The 15,852-nt window shown below is 64.4% G+C and carries 14 protein-coding genes; 8 read left to right on the top strand and 6 right to left on the bottom strand.

All coding sequences use genetic code 11. The features are described 5' to 3' along the window. Positions 1-46: 46 nt before the first annotated feature. The 3 genes from G6N36_RS11470 (at position 47) to G6N36_RS11460 (ending at position 2,912) form a co-directional block, all read left to right on the top strand. The gene (locus G6N36_RS11470) at positions 47-826 is read left to right on the top strand and encodes an ABC transporter permease (protein ID WP_235690022.1); all 780 of its coding nucleotides are present in this window, start codon (positions 47-49) and stop codon (positions 824-826) included. A 3-nt stretch (positions 827-829) separates the two neighbouring features. Continuing rightward, a complete protein-coding gene (locus G6N36_RS11465; protein WP_163686619.1) occupies positions 830-2,188 on the top strand; it encodes a cation:proton antiporter in 1,359 nt (452 codons plus the stop codon). Between the two features lie 79 nt (positions 2,189-2,267). Further along, positions 2,268-2,912 carry a L,D-transpeptidase family protein gene (locus G6N36_RS11460; RefSeq protein WP_235690021.1) on the top strand — a complete coding sequence of 215 codons (645 nt, stop codon included), beginning with the start codon at positions 2,268-2,270 and terminating at the stop codon, positions 2,910-2,912. Here the strand turns inward: G6N36_RS11460 and G6N36_RS11455 are convergent. Together G6N36_RS11455 and G6N36_RS11450 are read right to left on the bottom strand one after the other, a co-directional pair. Further along, the gene (locus G6N36_RS11455) at positions 2,909-6,061 is read right to left on the bottom strand and encodes a bifunctional cytochrome P450/NADPH--P450 reductase (RefSeq protein ID WP_163686618.1); all 3,153 of its coding nucleotides are present in this window, start codon (positions 6,059-6,061) and stop codon (positions 2,909-2,911) included. The genes G6N36_RS11460 and G6N36_RS11455 overlap by 4 nt on opposite strands. A 59-nt stretch (positions 6,062-6,120) precedes the next feature. Further along, positions 6,121-7,008, bottom strand: coding sequence for a beta-keto acid cleavage family enzyme (locus G6N36_RS11450; protein WP_163686617.1), 888 nt, complete (start codon positions 7,006-7,008; stop codon positions 6,121-6,123). Positions 7,009-7,085: 77 nt separating this feature from the next. Here G6N36_RS11450 and G6N36_RS11445 point away from each other — a divergent pair, with 77 nt between their 5' ends. Genes G6N36_RS11445 through G6N36_RS11430 form a run of 4 tightly spaced genes read left to right on the top strand, consistent with a single transcriptional unit; the run spans position 7,086 to position 11,669 of the window. Continuing rightward, entirely contained in the window at positions 7,086-7,778 is a 693-nt protein-coding gene (locus G6N36_RS11445) for a mycothiol-dependent nitroreductase Rv2466c family protein (RefSeq protein ID WP_163686616.1), read from the top strand. Between the two features lie 53 nt (positions 7,779-7,831). Next, positions 7,832-9,328 (top strand): FGGY-family carbohydrate kinase, encoded by a 1,497-nt coding sequence (locus tag G6N36_RS11440; protein WP_163686615.1) that lies wholly within the window; start codon positions 7,832-7,834, stop codon positions 9,326-9,328. A 19-nt stretch (positions 9,329-9,347) separates the two neighbouring features. Further along, entirely contained in the window at positions 9,348-10,190 is an 843-nt protein-coding gene (ygiD, locus tag G6N36_RS11435; RefSeq protein WP_163690618.1) for a 4,5-DOPA-extradiol-dioxygenase, read from the top strand. 60 nt (positions 10,191-10,250) lie between these two features. After that, a complete protein-coding gene (locus G6N36_RS11430; RefSeq protein ID WP_163686614.1) occupies positions 10,251-11,669 on the top strand; it encodes an SDR family NAD(P)-dependent oxidoreductase in 1,419 nt (472 codons plus the stop codon). 200 nt (positions 11,670-11,869) lie between these two features. Here the strand turns inward: G6N36_RS11430 and G6N36_RS11425 are convergent, their stop codons facing one another. Genes G6N36_RS11425 through G6N36_RS11415 form a run of 3 tightly spaced genes read right to left on the bottom strand, consistent with a single transcriptional unit; the run spans position 11,870 to position 14,229 of the window. Next, positions 11,870-12,688, bottom strand: a complete 819-nt coding sequence (locus tag G6N36_RS11425) for a mycofactocin-coupled SDR family oxidoreductase (protein WP_163686613.1) — start codon at positions 12,686-12,688, stop codon at positions 11,870-11,872. Between the two features lie 2 nt (positions 12,689-12,690). Beyond that, entirely contained in the window at positions 12,691-13,524 is an 834-nt protein-coding gene (locus G6N36_RS11420; protein WP_163686612.1) for a mycofactocin-coupled SDR family oxidoreductase, read from the bottom strand. A gap of 3 nt (positions 13,525-13,527) precedes the next feature. Further along, positions 13,528-14,229 carry a carboxymuconolactone decarboxylase family protein gene (locus G6N36_RS11415; RefSeq protein WP_163690617.1) on the bottom strand — a complete coding sequence of 234 codons (702 nt, stop codon included), beginning with the start codon at positions 14,227-14,229 and terminating at the stop codon, positions 13,528-13,530. Between the two features lie 102 nt (positions 14,230-14,331). Here G6N36_RS11415 and G6N36_RS11410 point away from each other — a divergent pair, with 102 nt between their 5' ends. After that, a complete protein-coding gene (locus G6N36_RS11410; protein WP_163686611.1) occupies positions 14,332-15,021 on the top strand; it encodes a TetR/AcrR family transcriptional regulator in 690 nt (229 codons plus the stop codon). Positions 15,022-15,027: 6 nt separating this feature from the next. Here the strand turns inward: G6N36_RS11410 and G6N36_RS11405 are convergent, their stop codons facing one another. Further along, positions 15,028-15,780: an acyl-[acyl-carrier-protein] thioesterase gene (locus G6N36_RS11405; protein ID WP_163686610.1), complete on the bottom strand. Its 753-nt coding sequence runs from the start codon at positions 15,778-15,780 to the stop codon at positions 15,028-15,030. Positions 15,781-15,852: the final 72 nt, after the last annotated feature.

Raw genomic sequence — 15,852 nt, 5'->3', positions numbered from 1 at the left:
CGTGCGACAGCGCGCCGTACATGCCGCAACACCGATTCCGTCGTCGGTGCGCATCGGTTTTTCAAGAGTCGTACCCGAGCTGAAGATGTTCTACCGCCGACCCGAACAAGTGGTTTTGACGTTCTCGATGCCGGCCCTGATCTGTCTTCTCCTGGGTTCGATCTTCACGGCGGAACTTCCGAACACCAACATCAGTATGGGGGCCGTAATCGCGGCAAGCATGCTTGCGTACGGAATTCTGTCGACTTCGTTCATCAACCTGGGCATAAGCATTGCCGCCGACCGCGATACAGGGGCGCTGAGGCGACTCCGCGGAACACCGGCGACCGCGTCATCGTACTTCATCGGCAAGATCATGCTGGTTGCCATCGTCAGCCTGGCAGAGGCCGTAATCCTTTTGCTTGTAGCCGTTTTCGCCTTCGGCCTGCACCTGCCAACAGACAGTTACGGGTGGTTCACGTTGGCGTGGGTTTTCGTACTCGGCATCATCAGCTGCTCCCTGTTGGGCATCCTGATCAGCAATGTCGCAAGCAATGCCGTCTCTGCCGCCGTCATCACCAACGGCCCAGCCGTGGGCCTGCAATTTCTCTCGGGCACCTACGTGCCGCTCATGTTGCTACCGACCTGGATGTTGATCGTCGGATCGATCTTCCCCGTCAAGTGGTTGGCTCAAGGATTTCGGTCGGTTCTCTTGCCGGAACAGATGGCCGCGTTCGAACCGGCGGGGAGCTGGGAGCATGGACGCATATTCCTCGTGCTGGTGGCCTGGAGCATCGGCGGATTGATCGCCTGCTTGGCCGTGTTTCGATGGTCGGACAGGGGCTGATCGATGCCATCACTACTGGGGATCGCCTATCACTTCTTTTTCCAGATCGCGGTCATTCTGCTGACGTACCGGCTTCTCTGGCCCGTGTTCCGCCGGCTCGGCCAGGTTCAAGTGGTCGCGATCATGGTGGCCGGATTTCTGCTCGGGCCTTCGGTATTGGGCTGGATATGGCCGGCGGCACAGCAATGGCTGTTCCCCGCCAAGCTGACCATCGGCGCCGAGACGATCACGCATCCGAACCTCACCGTGATCTATGTCGTCGGTCAACTCGGGCTCGTGCTCTACATGTTCCTGGTGGGAACGTCGTTCAAGCTCGACATCCTGGCCTCCCACACCAGGCAAGCCGGAGCCACCTCGATCGCCGGTATCGGTGTCCCGTTGATCCTCGGGAGCGTTGTCGGATGGTGGATGGTCAGTGTCGGCGGCTATTTCACCGACAAGGTGGCGCATTGGCAGGGCGGCCTGTTCATCGCTGCGGCCGTGGCGATTACTGCGTTCCCGATGCTGGCCTGGATCGTTTGCGACTCGGGCCTACTCAACACCCGGTTGGGAACGATGTCTTTGTCATGCGCCGCTGTTGACGACGCGTGCTCGTGGGTGCTGCTGGCGACCGTTGTGTCCACCGCGAAGGGGAGCCTGCTCGGTGCCTTCTTGGCGATCGGAGGCGGGCTGGCCTACCTGATGTTCATGATGTACATCGGCCGACCGCTGCTCGCGCGACTCGAAACGTGGACACCGCGCCGTGCTGACACCGAACGCACCGGCGGCCTACCGATCGCCCATTTGAGCGTCATTCTCTTGGTCGTGCTGACCGCCAGCTGGTTCACCGACATCGTCGGAATCTATTCGGTCTTCGGCGCTTTCGTGGCCGGCTTGATGATGCCGCGAGGTTCGCTGCTCGAGCTCATCCGTGAACGATTCGAACCGCTGACCGCCTACCTGTTGCTACCCGCGTTTTTCATCTATTCGGGCCTGAATACGCAGCTGAATTTGATTCTGGATGGGCCAACCCTGCTCATGGCGGCGATCGTTTTGGTGGTGTCGTTCGTGGCGAAGTTCGGCGCGGTCGGTCTGGCCGCGCGCTGGCAGGGCATGAGCTGGTACGAAGCGGGTTCGATGGGTGCACTCGCCAACGCTCGCGGTCTGATGGAACTGATTCTGCTCAACATCGGATTCGAGGCGGGACTGATTTCGGGCAAGCTCTATACCATTTTGGCGCTCATGACGATCATCACTACGTTCGCCGCAACGCCTCTGCAACGGCTGTTCGGACGTCGCCTGGAGAAGTCAGGGTCGCGGTTCGGACCTGACGGGGTGGAACGCCGCACCGACGTTCCAGCTCCGTCTGCGTCCGCTTCATAGGCGAAGGACCGGCGGCTGCCGTCGAATCGTTATCCGACCTTGCCGCGGATGACATGTACGACGGCAAAGATGCGATCGTGTGAAGCTGCGCGCGCTGGCGCTCATCGGGGTGTTATTCCTGACCCTGCTGCTGGCGGCACCCGCAACCGCAGACGCCACTGCACAGTGGATCGTCGTTGGTGTACCGGCGGCGGACGCGACGACAGGGACCTTGACCGCCTATCAGCGGGTCGGGCAGCGATGGAAGGTGGTCCTGGGGCCTGTACCCGCGAAGGTGGGAGCTCTCGGCGTCGGTGCCCCCGCTGACGGAGTACATCGCACTCCCGTCGGGACCTTCGCGTTCGATCAGGCGTTTGGCCGCCAGCCGAACCCCGGCACGAGAATGCCGTACTTCCAAGCCACCAGCCAGGATTGGTGGGACGAGGACGCTCAGTCGCCGACGTACAACACCCACGTGCGCGGGCCCGACCGTCCCTCGTCGATTGCGGAGAACCTGTACGACTCGGGCCCCGTCTACGACTACGCCGTCAACATCGCGGTGAATCCACAGCGCATACCCGGTCGCGTTTCCGGGATTTTTCTCCATGTGACCGACGGCAGTCCCACGTGGGGATGTATTGCGATCGGTCGCGATGAGATGCGTACCGTGCTGAACTGGCTGGATCCTTCCGCGTCTCCGCGAATCACCGTCGGCGTGGGAAATCCGTCGTTGGTCTCGACCTAGCCCGCCCACACATCCTCGACGTAGCGGTCGGACTCGACGAGGTCGATGAGCCAGTCGCGGGCCTGACTTTCGTCGGATCCGGTTCGCGCGCGGTAGATGTCGAGGAACGCCCGGCGCACCGCAGGCGCCATTTTCGCACCGTCGCCGCACACATAGACGTGTGCATCTTTCGCGGAATCGCCGAGCAGGTCCCACACCTCGTCGGCGTCGGCGGCTATCCGGTCTTGCACGTAGCGAACGCCATCCTGTGGTGCGCGAGAGAACGCCGGTCGCATCCGCACGATTCCGAGCTTTTCGCCCATCTCGAACTGGTCGCGGAAGATGTAGTCCACGTCGGGGTCGCGTACCCCGAAGAAACACAGCGCGGACGAGTACGGTTCGTCGGCCTCTTGTGCCGCCAACCGGTCGCCCAGGAATCCGCAGAATGGGGCCACGCCGGTACCCGCGCTGACCAGGATCACATTCTTCTCGGGGTCGGCGCCGGCCCGGAAAGCCTCCCGCGCCTGGTCCACTCGCGCGCGAATCGCCACCCCGGGACTGATCGCCGCCAGATGGTTGGACGCGACGCCCTTGTAGAGGCCGCGACCAGACCGGGCGGGCGAGTCGAGCACGCTGACGATGAGGTGCACCACGCCGGGAGAGCGCCTCGAGGACGACGCGATTGAATAATGACGCGGCGTCATCGGCTCGAGCAATTCGAGCAGTTCGGCACCGGTGACATCGCACGCCTGAAACTCCAGCAGACACTCGAGCGGGCTGAGCTCACACGGTCCGCTCGCTTCGGCGAGCGCTTCCAGCTGTTGCTGCTCCGGCTTGCACGCGTTCGACGCCGCGAGCCGACGCAGTTGGCTGGGGGTGGCAGGCTTTCTCAATTCCACGAAGTGCGTGAGCAACTCACGCACGCTGACCTCGCGATCCAGCGCGATGAGTCGACGGCTGCTACGCCGAGGGTTGATCGCCAACCGCTGATCCCCATCGATGCCGAGCCCTTCCAGCACTGCGTCGACGAGCTCGGGCGGGTTGTCGGCGAGCACGGTCAGATGATCACCGGTGTGGTAGGTGACGTCATCGGGAAGGGCAACTCGAACATGACGTTTGGCCTGGCCCAACGCGTTGTCGGCGCTGACCAGTGCGTCGTTTTCCACGACCGTCATCGGAACCACCATGAATCGCGCATCGATGGCGGTGGTGACCGGTCCGACGATCGGACGGAGGTCGTAGAGCGGCTCGTCGGCGGCGGTGACCGGGGCGGCGTCGGGATCGCCGAAGCGCTGAGCCATGGCTGTCCACAACGCTGCCGAGAACTCTTCGAGCGCCCCGGTGAGATCTCCCGAGGTGTCGGCGGCGGCCCTGGGAACCAGCGGAGCGGCGCCCAGTCCCGTCAGCCGTTCGTAGATGCGAATGGGCACCGCTTGGTAGGTGTCAGCCCAGTTTCGATCGCCGACACCGAGCACGGCGATGTTCGGGGTTCCGCGCAGCGCGGCCTGGTCGCTCGACAGCCAGGCCAGAAACGCTCGCGCGTCGTCGGTGGGCTGCCCGTTGTAGGACGAGGTGACGATCAGGATCGAGTCGGCGTCCGGCAGACGACCCACCGCGTCGTCCAGCGGCCCGACGGTGACGGTGCACCCCATATCGGTCGCCTCTTCGCCGAGCTGCGTCGCCAATGCGCGGCATGTCCCCAGATTCGAGCCGAACAGCACGCTCAGCGTGGTCCCCGGTTTCATCGTCGCCGCGTGGTCGGTGCGTGGTTGCGCGGACTCCTCGGCGACGACGACGGACCGGCGATCATCGAGAGTGCGTGGCACGACATCGAGCACGAAGCCGACCGGCCGTCGGCTCAGCGCGCTATCCCATTGCAGCACATAATGTTGCGAATCGATCAACCGATATCGATGCACCACCCGGGCCAACGCCATCGTGGCTTCGTGCAGGGCGAACTGGCGCCCGATGCAGGAGCGCGCCCCGGTGCCGAAGGGTTTGAACAACGCCGCGGGACGCACGGCGGAGCGAACGGTGCCGAACCGGTCCGGATCGAAGAACTCGACGTTGTCCCCCCAGCCCGGCTGGCGATGAAGTGCCCCGGTGAGCACCGTGACTGCCTCACCGGCCTTGATCGGGTACTTGTCACCGATGACGGTGTCCGCCAGGGCCATTCGATCGAATCCGAGAACCGGCGGGGATAGCCGCAGGGTCTCGTCGATCACCTGGCGCAGGTAGCTCAGCTTGCCGATGTCGTCATAGCTCGGCACATAGTCGCTGTCAGTGCCGAAGACGCCGTCGACTTCGGCTTCGACCCGCTGAAGCACAGCCGGATGATGCATGAGGTTGTAGAGCACATTGGGCATGAGCTCCGAGGTCGTCAGCTGCCCGGCGATCAAGAACGTCATGATCTGGTTTCGGACGTTCTGCCGATCGAGCACGGGATTGCCGTCGGAATCGTGACCGACCATGACGTAGAGCAGGTCGTCGACATCGGCGGGTTCGCCGGTCGTGTGCGCCGCGATCAGATCATCGAAATACGCGTTCAGATAGGCGAATTCGGTGTCGAATCGCTGGGTCCTGCCTTCCTGACCGAGTTCACCGAGCGCGGCGGTGAAGCTGGCCGGCACGGGTGAGAGACCATCGTGGTCGAACGAGTCGAATCGCGCTCCGAACCCGGCCAGGGCAACCGTGTCCATCGCCAGCTTCTGCAGATCGGTCGAGGCGTCCACCAGTCCATTACCCACGCGCGCATCCCAGCGGGCGATGAGCTGCGAGCTGATGTCGAGCGTCGCCGCGTGGTAGTTGCGCAGGCCGGTGTAGCTGAAACCGGGCAGCAGGACGTCGTGCGCCTTCTGCCAATTCGGTTCCCCGTGGTACGCGGTGAACAATCCGTCGCCTGCGAGCGGACGAACCCGGGCCAGCGACTGGGACAGGTTCTTGGCGAATCTGTTCTCGTCGCACAGTTCGTCGACCAGCTCGGCTGAGCACGCATAGAGCTTGCGGAAGCCGTTGTGGTCGGAGTAGAACAACGGCCCGTGTCGCTCGCCGAGAATGTCGATCGGCAGCGCGTAGGGGCGGCCGGCGACGTCCGCCCAGGTGGGGAGACCGCCCACCGCGGAAGGGACGTCGTCGAGCTGCGGCGGCAGTGACGGCGTGAACTCGGCCATGCCGGGCAGCATAGGAACACTGCGCCACCTATCTGACGTTTCCGACAATTCCGATGGCGTTATCGCCACCCACCGGGCCCGCGTGGCAATCCGAGGATCTGCGCGGCCTCGTCGGGCGTCGCGATTGCTCGGCCGTACCGCCGGCACAGCGCCACGGCTTCGGTCACCAGGTCGACATTGGTCGGCGTGCGATCGCCGCCATAGAACTCCAGTCCCACGTGGAGATTGCCGCCGCGTTCCAGCGCCAAACCCGCGATCCGATCCGCGCACAGGTCCCCGCCGACGACGGAGACCGCCCACGGAACACTGCACCCGTCGAGCACCTCGAGGTACGCGTCGAGCGCACGTTCGGTCGGAGGCAACCCGAAAGGTGCTCCGAGGTAACCTCTTTCGGTCGAGAAGTACAGCTTGATCATCGCACCGGCGGGCAACTGGCCGGCGCGCCACCACGCCATGGTGGCGCGGAGGAAGCCCGGTTCGTAGATCGCGAGACTCGGGCCCAGCTGCCCGTCACGGCAGATGTCGAACGCGCGACCGATCACGTCGAAGGAGTTGCGGTACACGAAGCCGCCCGACGGTAGGCCGTCGGCGTCACGGACGCCCAGGTTCACCGAGCCTGGGTCGGTGATCCCGACCCGCATCCCCGCGGCGGCCAGCGGTATCAGATGCTCGTAGGAACACGAGCCGTCGGTGTCGAAGTGAATCGTCGGATAGAGCAACGCGTCCGGCCGCGCGTCGAGCACCGGCCCCCACGCCTCGAGATAGCGCTCGACGGCGCGTTCCACGCTCACGCCGGACAGGTCGATGTGGTTGTGGATGATCGCCGCGCCGGCATCCATGCAGGCCAGGGCGTCAGCGACGATCTCAAAAGGCTCGAAGGGAACGTGTGGGTTGGTGGCCTTTGACGTGACACCGTTGATCGCACATTCGATGATGACCGGATCCATCGGATTCCTTTCGTGACGATCGCCTGTCTGGAGATTCCACCGTTGAGATGCTCGCTCCCGCAACCTAGTGTGCAGTGGTGACGAGTCGTCCGGCCTTCGTCGACTTTCATTTCGACGTGATGTGCCCCTACGCCTACCAGACCTCGCTGTGGATCCGCGAGGTACGAGATCGCACCGGCCTCGAGGTGAACTGGCGCTTCTTCAGCCTCGAGGAGATCAATCGCCAGGACGGCAAGAAACACCCGTGGGAACGCGAGTGGTCCTACGGCTGGTCGATGATGCGCATCGGCGCGCAGTTGCGGCGACGGTCGATGGCGGACCTCGACGCGTGGTACGCCCGGGCGGGCCGTGCGCTGCACGTCGACGGGCACAAGCCGCACGAGAAGGCCGTCGCACGTCACCTGCTCGCAGAGATCGGTCTTGATCCGGAATTGGTCGACCAGGCGATCGCGGACCCGACGACCGGCGACGAGGTGCTGGCCGAGCATCAGCGGGTGGTTGGTGCCGGCGGATACGGGGTGCCGACGCTGTTCTTTCCCGACGGACAATGCCTCTTCGGGCCCGTTCTCGTCGACCCGCCCACCGGGGAGGCGGCGCTGAGGCTCTGGGATGCCGTCGTCGCCTGGACGGAGTTCCCACACCTCTATGAGCTCCAGCGGCCGAAGACCCCTGAAGACGGAAAGCTGATCACCGAGACATTCCGCCCGTATCTCGAGGCTCGCGATTGGGTGTCGATCAATCGGGGAGAGGTCATCAACTTCGACAGGTGACGTCTCAGCGATCGCCCGCATTCGGTGATCTCGCGAGACGTAGGGTTGGCGACGTGGATCTGCTGCTCGGCATTGACATGGGCACAGGTAGCACCAAGGGCGTCCTCGTCGACGCCGACGGCTCGGTACTCGCCACCGAGACCGTCTCCCATGGCATGAACCTTCCTCAGCCCGGATGGGCCGAGGTGGATGCCGAAAGGTTGTGGTGGCGCGAGGTGTGCGAAGTCAGCCGCGCACTCACCGCTCGCGTCCCGAGCGGAGCCAGGGTCAGCGCGATGTGCGTCAGCGGTGTCGGGCCGTGCCTGGTGCTGTGCGACTCCGATCTGAACCCATTGCGGCCCGCCATCCTGTACGGCATCGATACGCGTGCCACTGCCGAAATCGAACTTCTGACCGAGGAATTGGGTGCCGACGCCATCCTCGACCAAGCGGGCACGACCTTGTCGAGCCAGGCCGTGGGCCCCAAGCTGGAGTGGGTGTTCCGGCACGAGCCGGAGGTGTTCGCCAAAGCGGCCGGCTGGTATGGGTCCAACTCCTATATCAGCGCGAAGCTCACCGGTGAGTACGTGATAGATCATCACACTGCCAGCCAGTGTGATCCCCTCTACGCGACTCGCGATTTCGACTGGAACCTGCAGTGGGCCGAGCGCATTTGCAGACACTTGCCCCTCCCGAGGTTGGTCTGGCCCAGCGAGGTGATAGGCACGGTGCGTCCCGATGCGGCGGATGCCACCGGCTTACCGACGGGCACACCGGTGGTCGCGGGCACCGTCGACGCGTACGCCGAAGCGTTCTCGGCCGGGGTACGGCATCCCGGAGATCTCATGCTCATGTACGGATCGACGATGTTCCTCGTCCAGGTCATCGACGAGTACCACCCCGACCCCACGTTGTGGACCACGGCCGGTGTCGAGCGTGGCACCCTCGCGCTGGCCGCAGGTACCTCTACCGCCGGAAGCCTGATCGCATGGCTGCAAACCGTCACCGGCGACGCCCCACTCGACGAGTTGATGGCCGAGGCCGGCGCCGTCCCACCGGGCAGCGAAGGTCTGCTGATGCTGCCCTACTTCGCGGGAGAGCGCACACCGGTGTTCGATCCGCAGGCCCGCGGCGTGGTGGCCGGCTTGACACTTCGTCATGGCCGTGAACACCTGATTCACGCTGCGTACGAAGGGATTTCATTCGGCATCAGGCAGATCTTGGAACGATTCGACGACGCCGGCAGCAGCACGCGGACCGTCGCGGTGGGTGGCGGTCTACGCAGCCCGCTGTGGGCGCAGACGCTCAGCGACATCACCGGACGCGTCCAGCTGGTACCGGAGCAGGCGATCGGCGCCAGCTACGGCGATGCACTGCTCGCGGCGATCGGAATCGGCATGGTGCCGGGCGACACCGATTGGGCAAGAATCGAGCGCGAGATTGTGCCGAATCCGGCCGCGGTCAGTTTCTATGACGATCTCTACGGCACCTGGCGCGAGCTGTATCCCTCGACCAAGGACGTGGTGCATCGGCTGACCGAATCCCACCCCGTCCGAGATGCGCAACACTGATGAGGTGACAGGCACCCTGATGCCGGCGGCGTTCATCGGACACGGCAGCCCCATGAACGCGATCGAGACAAACCGCTACACCGAGGCGTGGCGGGAGTTCGGCGCCGTCGTGCCCACGCCGCGCGCGATCCTCGTGATAAGCGCGCACTGGTACATCAATGCGACGGCAGTGACTGCGATGTCGAAGCCGCGCACCATCCACGACTTCTTCGGTTTCCCCGACGAGTTGTTCGCGGTCGACTATCCCGCACCGGGCTTGCCCGACCTCGCGGAAGAAGTCGCTGAACTCGTCAAGCCGACCTGGGTCGGCGCAGACATCGACAGCTGGGGCATCGACCACGGCACCTGGTCCGTTCTGGCCCATGCGTTTCCGGACGCCTCGATCCCAGTGGTTCAGTTGTCGATCAACGCCGACAAACCCTTCGACTATCACTTTGACCTCGGTGCCCGACTTGCGGGCCTGCGCGAAAACGGTGTGCTCATCCTCGGGAGCGGCAACATCGTCCACAATCTCGGGCAGCTTCGCTGGGAAATGGCCGACGGTGGATTCGACTGGGCGCGGCGTTTCGACGACGCTGCGCGGGAAAGCATGACCCAAGCCCCCGAAGATTTCGCTGGGTTGTCAGGCCACCGGGATTTCGGTGCCGCGGTCCCCACTCCGGACCACTACATCCCGTCGCTGTACTTCGCGGGTCTGGCCGCCCAGGAGGACACGCCGGCCGGCGTTCTTGTTGAGGGCTTCGCGTACGGATCGTTGTCGATGACGGCCTACACGCTGGGGGTGACGTGCGAGCCTGACGCCGACGATCGCGGCGCACCCGCCACCGCGCCAGAGTCCCCGGCCGATCAGTCCAACATTTGAGCCTGTTACCTGGCCCTTTTGAATTCGGGGATTCGGGGGACGTTGCCATACTCTTCCTGGGTGAACGCGATCGACCCAGACAAGCTCAACACCTGCCTCCAGGTGTTGGCCGACGTCGAGTCCTTGCCGCCTGAGCACCCGGATGCCGTGGCGGTACGCCTGGCCACTGCCAAGGTGTTCAAGGCGGTGAAGAAGGCCCGCCGGGACGCGAAGCGCGAGGCAGTGGCCGCCGCCGACCACGCCGTCACCGCCGCTACCGCGACCGGCGCACCCGGCCGCATCGACGACGAGACCCAGGGTCTTCCGTTGGTGTCCGCTGCTGTGGGCGCCACGGCGGGCAGGTTGCAGCGGCCGCGTGCCTGCTACATGTGCAAGAACCGCTACACCGTGGTCGACGCCTTCTACCACCAGCTCTGCCCGGAGTGTGCCGCGTTCAATCGCGCCAAGCGCGATGCCCGCGCCGATCTCGAGGGACGGAGCGCCCTGCTCACCGGTGGCCGCGCCAAGATCGGCATGTACATCGCGCTGCGCCTGCTGCGCGACGGGGCCCACACGACGATCACCACCCGGTTCCCGAACGACGCGGTCCGACGGTTCGCGTCGATGCCCGACAGTGCCGACTGGCTGCACCGGTTGCGGATCGTCGGCATCGATCTACGCGATCCCGCTCAGGTGGTCGCGCTCGCCGACACCGTGGCCGAGCGCGGTCCGCTGGACATTCTGATCAACAATGCGGCGCAGACCGTGCGACGCTCACCAGGTTCCTACTCGGCCCTCGTCGAGGGCGAACGGACTCCGCCGCCGCAGCTTGTTGACGTCGTCACGTTCGATCACGTCAGCGACGCCCATCCGGCCGCACTCGCGGGAAGCCTTGCCGAGCACCAAAAGCCGCACGCCGTGACCGAATTGGCGCTGACCGCGCGAAGTGCCTCTCCGCAACGGATCGCCGCGGGCACCGCCATCGACGCGGGTGGTCTGCTGCCCGACACCGCATCGATCAACAGCTGGACCCAACGTGTGCACGAGGTGGACGCGATGGAATTGCTCGAGGTTCAGCTGTGCAATCAGACCGCGCCGTTCATTCTGGTGAGTCGCCTGCGCCCCGCGATGGCCGCCTCGCCGGCCCGGCGCAAATACGTCGTGAATGTGTCGGCGATGGAGGGGCAGTTCAGCCGCGCCTACAAGGGGTCCGGCCATCCGCACACCAACATGGCCAAGGCCGCGTTGAACATGCTCACTCGCACCAGCGCCGCCGAGATGCTCGAACGTGACGGCATTCTCATGACCGCGGTTGATACGGGCTGGATCACCGACGAGCGGCCGCACCCGACGAAGCTGCGGCTCGCCGACGAGGGTTTCCACGCCCCGCTCGACCTCGTCGACGGGGCCGCCCGCGTGTACGACCCCATCGTGCGCGGCGAACTCGGTGAAGACGTGTATGGCTGCTTCCTCAAGGACTACTCGCCGAGCAATTGGTAGCGCAGCGGCAGCCACAACGGTGTCGGCCAGCTCCATCAGGGTGGCGCGACGCTTGTCGACCGTCAGTAGATGCCCATTCCCGTTGCGCCTCAACGCTACTGCTCACCGCAAGCTCGATCTCCGGCTCCCGGCTATCTCAGTGCTGAAGTTCACCTGTCCGGTGCCGGGCTAGACGTGTTGGTAGGTGCCGCCCGAGGCACCTATCTGATTGACACGCCTGCGTCGACCTTGAACTCCAACCCGGTCACGTAGCGAGACTCATCGGAGATGAGAAACAGCACCGCGTTGCTGACATCGACGGCTTCGATTAGCGCGGCGGGCAGCGCGTTGAGAAAGAGGGGGACAAGGTCGGTCCGTGAGGTCATCTGGTCGTGCATCGATGGCGGTGCCATGCCGGTCATCACCCCGGTCGGATGAACTGTGTTGACCCGAATACTTTGTGCGGCAAGCTCATTGGCCAAGGCGCGTGACATGCCGACGATACCGTGTTTGGAGGCTGTGTAGGGGACATGCAACGGTGTGCCCTTGACGCCCGCAGACGAGCTGATGTTCACCAGACTGCCGCCGCCCTGTTCGACCAGATGGGGGATCACCGCGGCGCAGGTGTTCCAGACCCCGATGAGGTTCACGTCGACCACGACGCGCCACTGTTCTGCCGTCGTGACATCCCAGGTGCCTACCGTGAGGACGCCGGCGTTGGCGACGGCGGCGTCCAGACCGCCCAGTTCTTCGGCTGCCGCGTCGACGGCGCCTTTCATCGCGTCCTCGTCGCGCACATCCGCCACGCATGTGATCGCCGTGCGGCCGTGTTCACGAACCAGGCGTGCCGTCTCCTCCAAATCGGCTTCGGTCGACAGCGGGTAGTCCAATTCGTCTATGGGAGCGCAGATGTCGACCAGTACGAGGTCTGCGCCTTCTTCGGCGAGCCGGATGGCATGGCTGCGGCCCATGCCGCGGGCCGCGCCGGTGACCACGATCCGTTTGTCGGCCACGCGGCCGACCGTTTCATTGCCGGCCACGGTCAGAGCTTGTTGCAGAAGCCGGCGTCAACCGGGAACGTCACGCCGGTCACGTATTTGGCTTCGTCGGATACCAGATACGCGATAGCGGCGCTGATGTCTTCTGGCTCGAGCATCTCGACAGGCATCGGGTTCTGCAGGTGCGGACCACCCCCGGGATAGTTCTCCAAGAACTCGGTCATCACCGGGTTTGTCGCCATCATCGTGTTGACCGCAGTCGGATGCACTGTGTTCACACGAATGCTCAACGGCGCCAATCCGTTCGCGAGTGTGCGCATGAGTCCCACGATGCCGTGCTTGGATGCTGCATAACCGAGACCACCCCCCTGGACGCCGCCGAAACCCCTCAGTCCGGCGGTGGAACTGGTGAAGATGATCACGCCACCCCGGTTACCGGCGATGAGGTGCGGGATACATGCGAACGCAGCGTGGTAGGAACCGTCCAGGTTGACGGCGGTCACCGCTCGCCACTGCTCGAGTTCTTCTTCGATGCTCAGCTCGCGGAACGCCAGGGGCGAGATGCCCGCGTTGGCCAACACGATGTCGAGGCGTCCGAAGAATTCCACTCCCGCGTCCACTGCTGCCTTGACGGCGTCGAAATCGCGCACGTCCGCCACTGTCCCAAGCATTTTCCCGCCGGCCTGCTCGACGAGATCGACCGTCGCGTCTAGTTCTTCGCGCGATGCCATCGGGTAGTGGTTGGCGGCGATGTCTGCGCAGATGTCGATGCCAATGATGTTCGCGCCCTCACGCGCCAATCGCACTGCGTGGCTGCGACCCTGGCCTCGCGCTACCCCGGTGATGAAAGCGACTTTCTGCTCGAGTGATGTCGACACTGTTCACTGCCCTTCTTGGTTGGACGCTGATATCCGCTGCCACGAATCGCTGGCAGCCTTCTGCAGAACACGGCCTTTGGGGAACCCCGCGTACGCGGAGAATTGCAGGATCACCTCGTCCATTTCCGAACGACTGATGTCACCCGACTCCAGTGCTGATCCCACATGCGAATAGATCGGACCGAGTGCCCCGGATACGCCGACGGCGGCCACCGTGATCAATCGGCGCTCTCGGCGGCCGAGGTTGGGGCGCTGCCAGAGGTGGCCGAAAACGAACGCCAGAATGCCTGCCTGGAAGTACGGCGAATCCCGCGGCGGCGCGGGTAGCAGATTCACGTCCACGAAGCACTTCTCGCCTTCGTCGAGACGACGCCCGTGATCGTTCGGTCCCAAGGATTCCAGCGGGAGATCCGAACGCGGTGGGACGTTCTCGCCTCGTTCGGCCGTGAGACGGGCGAACTGCGATCGCACCGCCCCCTCTGCCTCCGACCCGCGTGGCCATCCGCAGTACACCGCGAAGTGCAGGACGAACTCCAGCAGCTCGTCATAGGTGATGTCACCGCTCGCCAACGCGGCGTATACGTGGTCGTTCATGTCGCCCACACTCTCCGACGCGCACACGCACGTCAGCGTGACGAATCGGCGGTCGCGCCCGCTCAGACCGGGCCGCGCCCACACCGGTCCGAAGACCGGGTCGGCGACCATGACGTCTTGGTAGGTCTCCACGTGCACCACTCTCTGTTGCAAATCTGTGGACTGAACTCTAAGGCGATGGACTTAATTCGTCCAGTGTGAAATTCTGGGCCCATGTCCACGTCCGAACCCGTGCCGGTGGAGCCGTCGGCCAAACAGCAGCTCGTGCTCACCGCGGAGCGGTTGTTTGCACAGCGCGGCCTCGACGGGGTTCCGCTCCGCCAGATCGGCACCGAGGCGGGGATGGCGAACAAGTCGGCCGTGCAGTATCACTTCGGGTCCAAGGAAGGCCTTGTCCAGGCGATTCTGCTCAACCGACTCGAGCATCTGACCCGACGTCGACAGCTCTTGGAAGCCCGTACGCTATCTGATGATCTGCGGGCCATCGTCGAGGCGCACCAACTTCCGTTGATCGAGCTGGCCGAAGACGAAACATGTTTCTATCTACCGTTCCTCGAGCAGCTGCTGCGATACGACTATTCGGTCAATCCGCTGACGTCGTTGCCTGATACGCATCGGAACTCACACCAAAACTACGTCGACAGGGTCGGCGCACTGATCGAGCACGTGCCGCAACCGCTGCGCGACAATCGCATCCACGATGTGTCCTCGATGTGCGTCCACGCTTGTGCCGATCGCCATCGCGCGCGCCTGGTCGGCCTGCCCGTGCCCTCGTATGCCGTGCATGTCAGTGCGCTTCTCGACGGCTTCGTCGCTCTACTTGCGGCGCCGCCCTCCGAGGAGACTCTCGTCGCGCTGAAGGGTGCGAGCTCGAAACGGCCGACGCTACGCGCGCTGCCGTAACCCGGCTCAGAGTCTGCGCAGCAGTGCTGCGGCGCGCACCTCGTCGTCCACGCCGATCGCGATGTGCACGTCGTCATCGCGACGCGCCCAGCGCAGGCTGACGTCTTCGCCGTACTGGATCGGCCGCCGGTACTCGACCACAGCGCGGTACGGAGCGCGGCACACGTCGGGCGCTTCGGCCATCACCTCATGGATGGCGTGCCAGTAGGCGGTGTTGGTGACGTGCTCGAACACGTCGATGTCGGTGCGGCGCAACGCGAATGGCGTGACGACGTCAAAGTGGTCCGGGTTGGTGAGCCATGGTCGCCACTTGAGGCGGTGTTCAGTGGTGGTGCTCGCGAACTTCTCGATCAGGCTGTCGGAGACCCGCTGCGGTGTGAGGGTGCGCTCGTTGATCGCGATCCAGAAGCCCTCGGTTTCGATGCGGCCACCCTCGTTTCCAACAAGGTCGACCCGCATGGTGCACCACCGAGTCGACAGCGCAGAGCACCAACGGCTGAAGGACACCTCGTTGGGCCATTCGATCGGTTCGATGACATCAATCACCGTGCGTTGCACCAGCCAGTGCGGATGTTCCTCGGCCTCGCCCGCGTCGAGCAGATTCTCCGCACCGACTTCCTGGATGTAGCGGGCCACCCCGTCCAGGCGGAGCTGCAGCTGACTGCCGATGTCGCCGGTCGGGACGGGCCACGACGTGCGGTAGACGTAGCCGACAGACGGCAGCGGGCTCAGGCGGCGGTCGACATCTTTGTTCGGCATCGCTTCTTGTCTACCTGGTGCGTCGGCGGGCGGGCACCCCAAGGACCGCATTTGTCGATGTGTTCGATGAGA

Source organism: Mycolicibacterium gadium (genome assembly GCF_010728925.1).
GTDB lineage: Bacteria > Actinomycetota > Actinomycetes > Mycobacteriales > Mycobacteriaceae > Mycobacterium > Mycobacterium gadium.
Note: the sequence above shows the minus strand (reverse complement) of the source record. Positions and strands in the feature narration are given on the sequence as shown.

Bases quoted from the DNA above. Each gene is read 5' to 3' on its own strand.
- G6N36_RS11465 (WP_163686619.1), top strand. From the start codon at position 830: ATGCCATCACTACTGGGGATCGCCTATCACTTCTTTTTCCAGATCGCG.
- G6N36_RS11455 (WP_163686618.1), bottom strand. From the start codon at position 6,061: ATGGCCGAGTTCACGCCGTCACTGCCGCCGCAGCTCGACGACGTCCCT.
- G6N36_RS11450 (WP_163686617.1), bottom strand. From the start codon at position 7,008: ATGGATCCGGTCATCATCGAATGTGCGATCAACGGTGTCACGTCAAAG.
- ygiD (WP_163690618.1), top strand. From the start codon at position 9,348: ATGCCGGCGGCGTTCATCGGACACGGCAGCCCCATGAACGCGATCGAG.
- G6N36_RS11415 (WP_163690617.1), bottom strand. From the start codon at position 14,229: ATGGTCGCCGACCCGGTCTTCGGACCGGTGTGGGCGCGGCCCGGTCTG.
- G6N36_RS11410 (WP_163686611.1), top strand. From the start codon at position 14,332: ATGTCCACGTCCGAACCCGTGCCGGTGGAGCCGTCGGCCAAACAGCAG.
- G6N36_RS11405 (WP_163686610.1), bottom strand. From the start codon at position 15,780: ATGCCGAACAAAGATGTCGACCGCCGCCTGAGCCCGCTGCCGTCTGTC.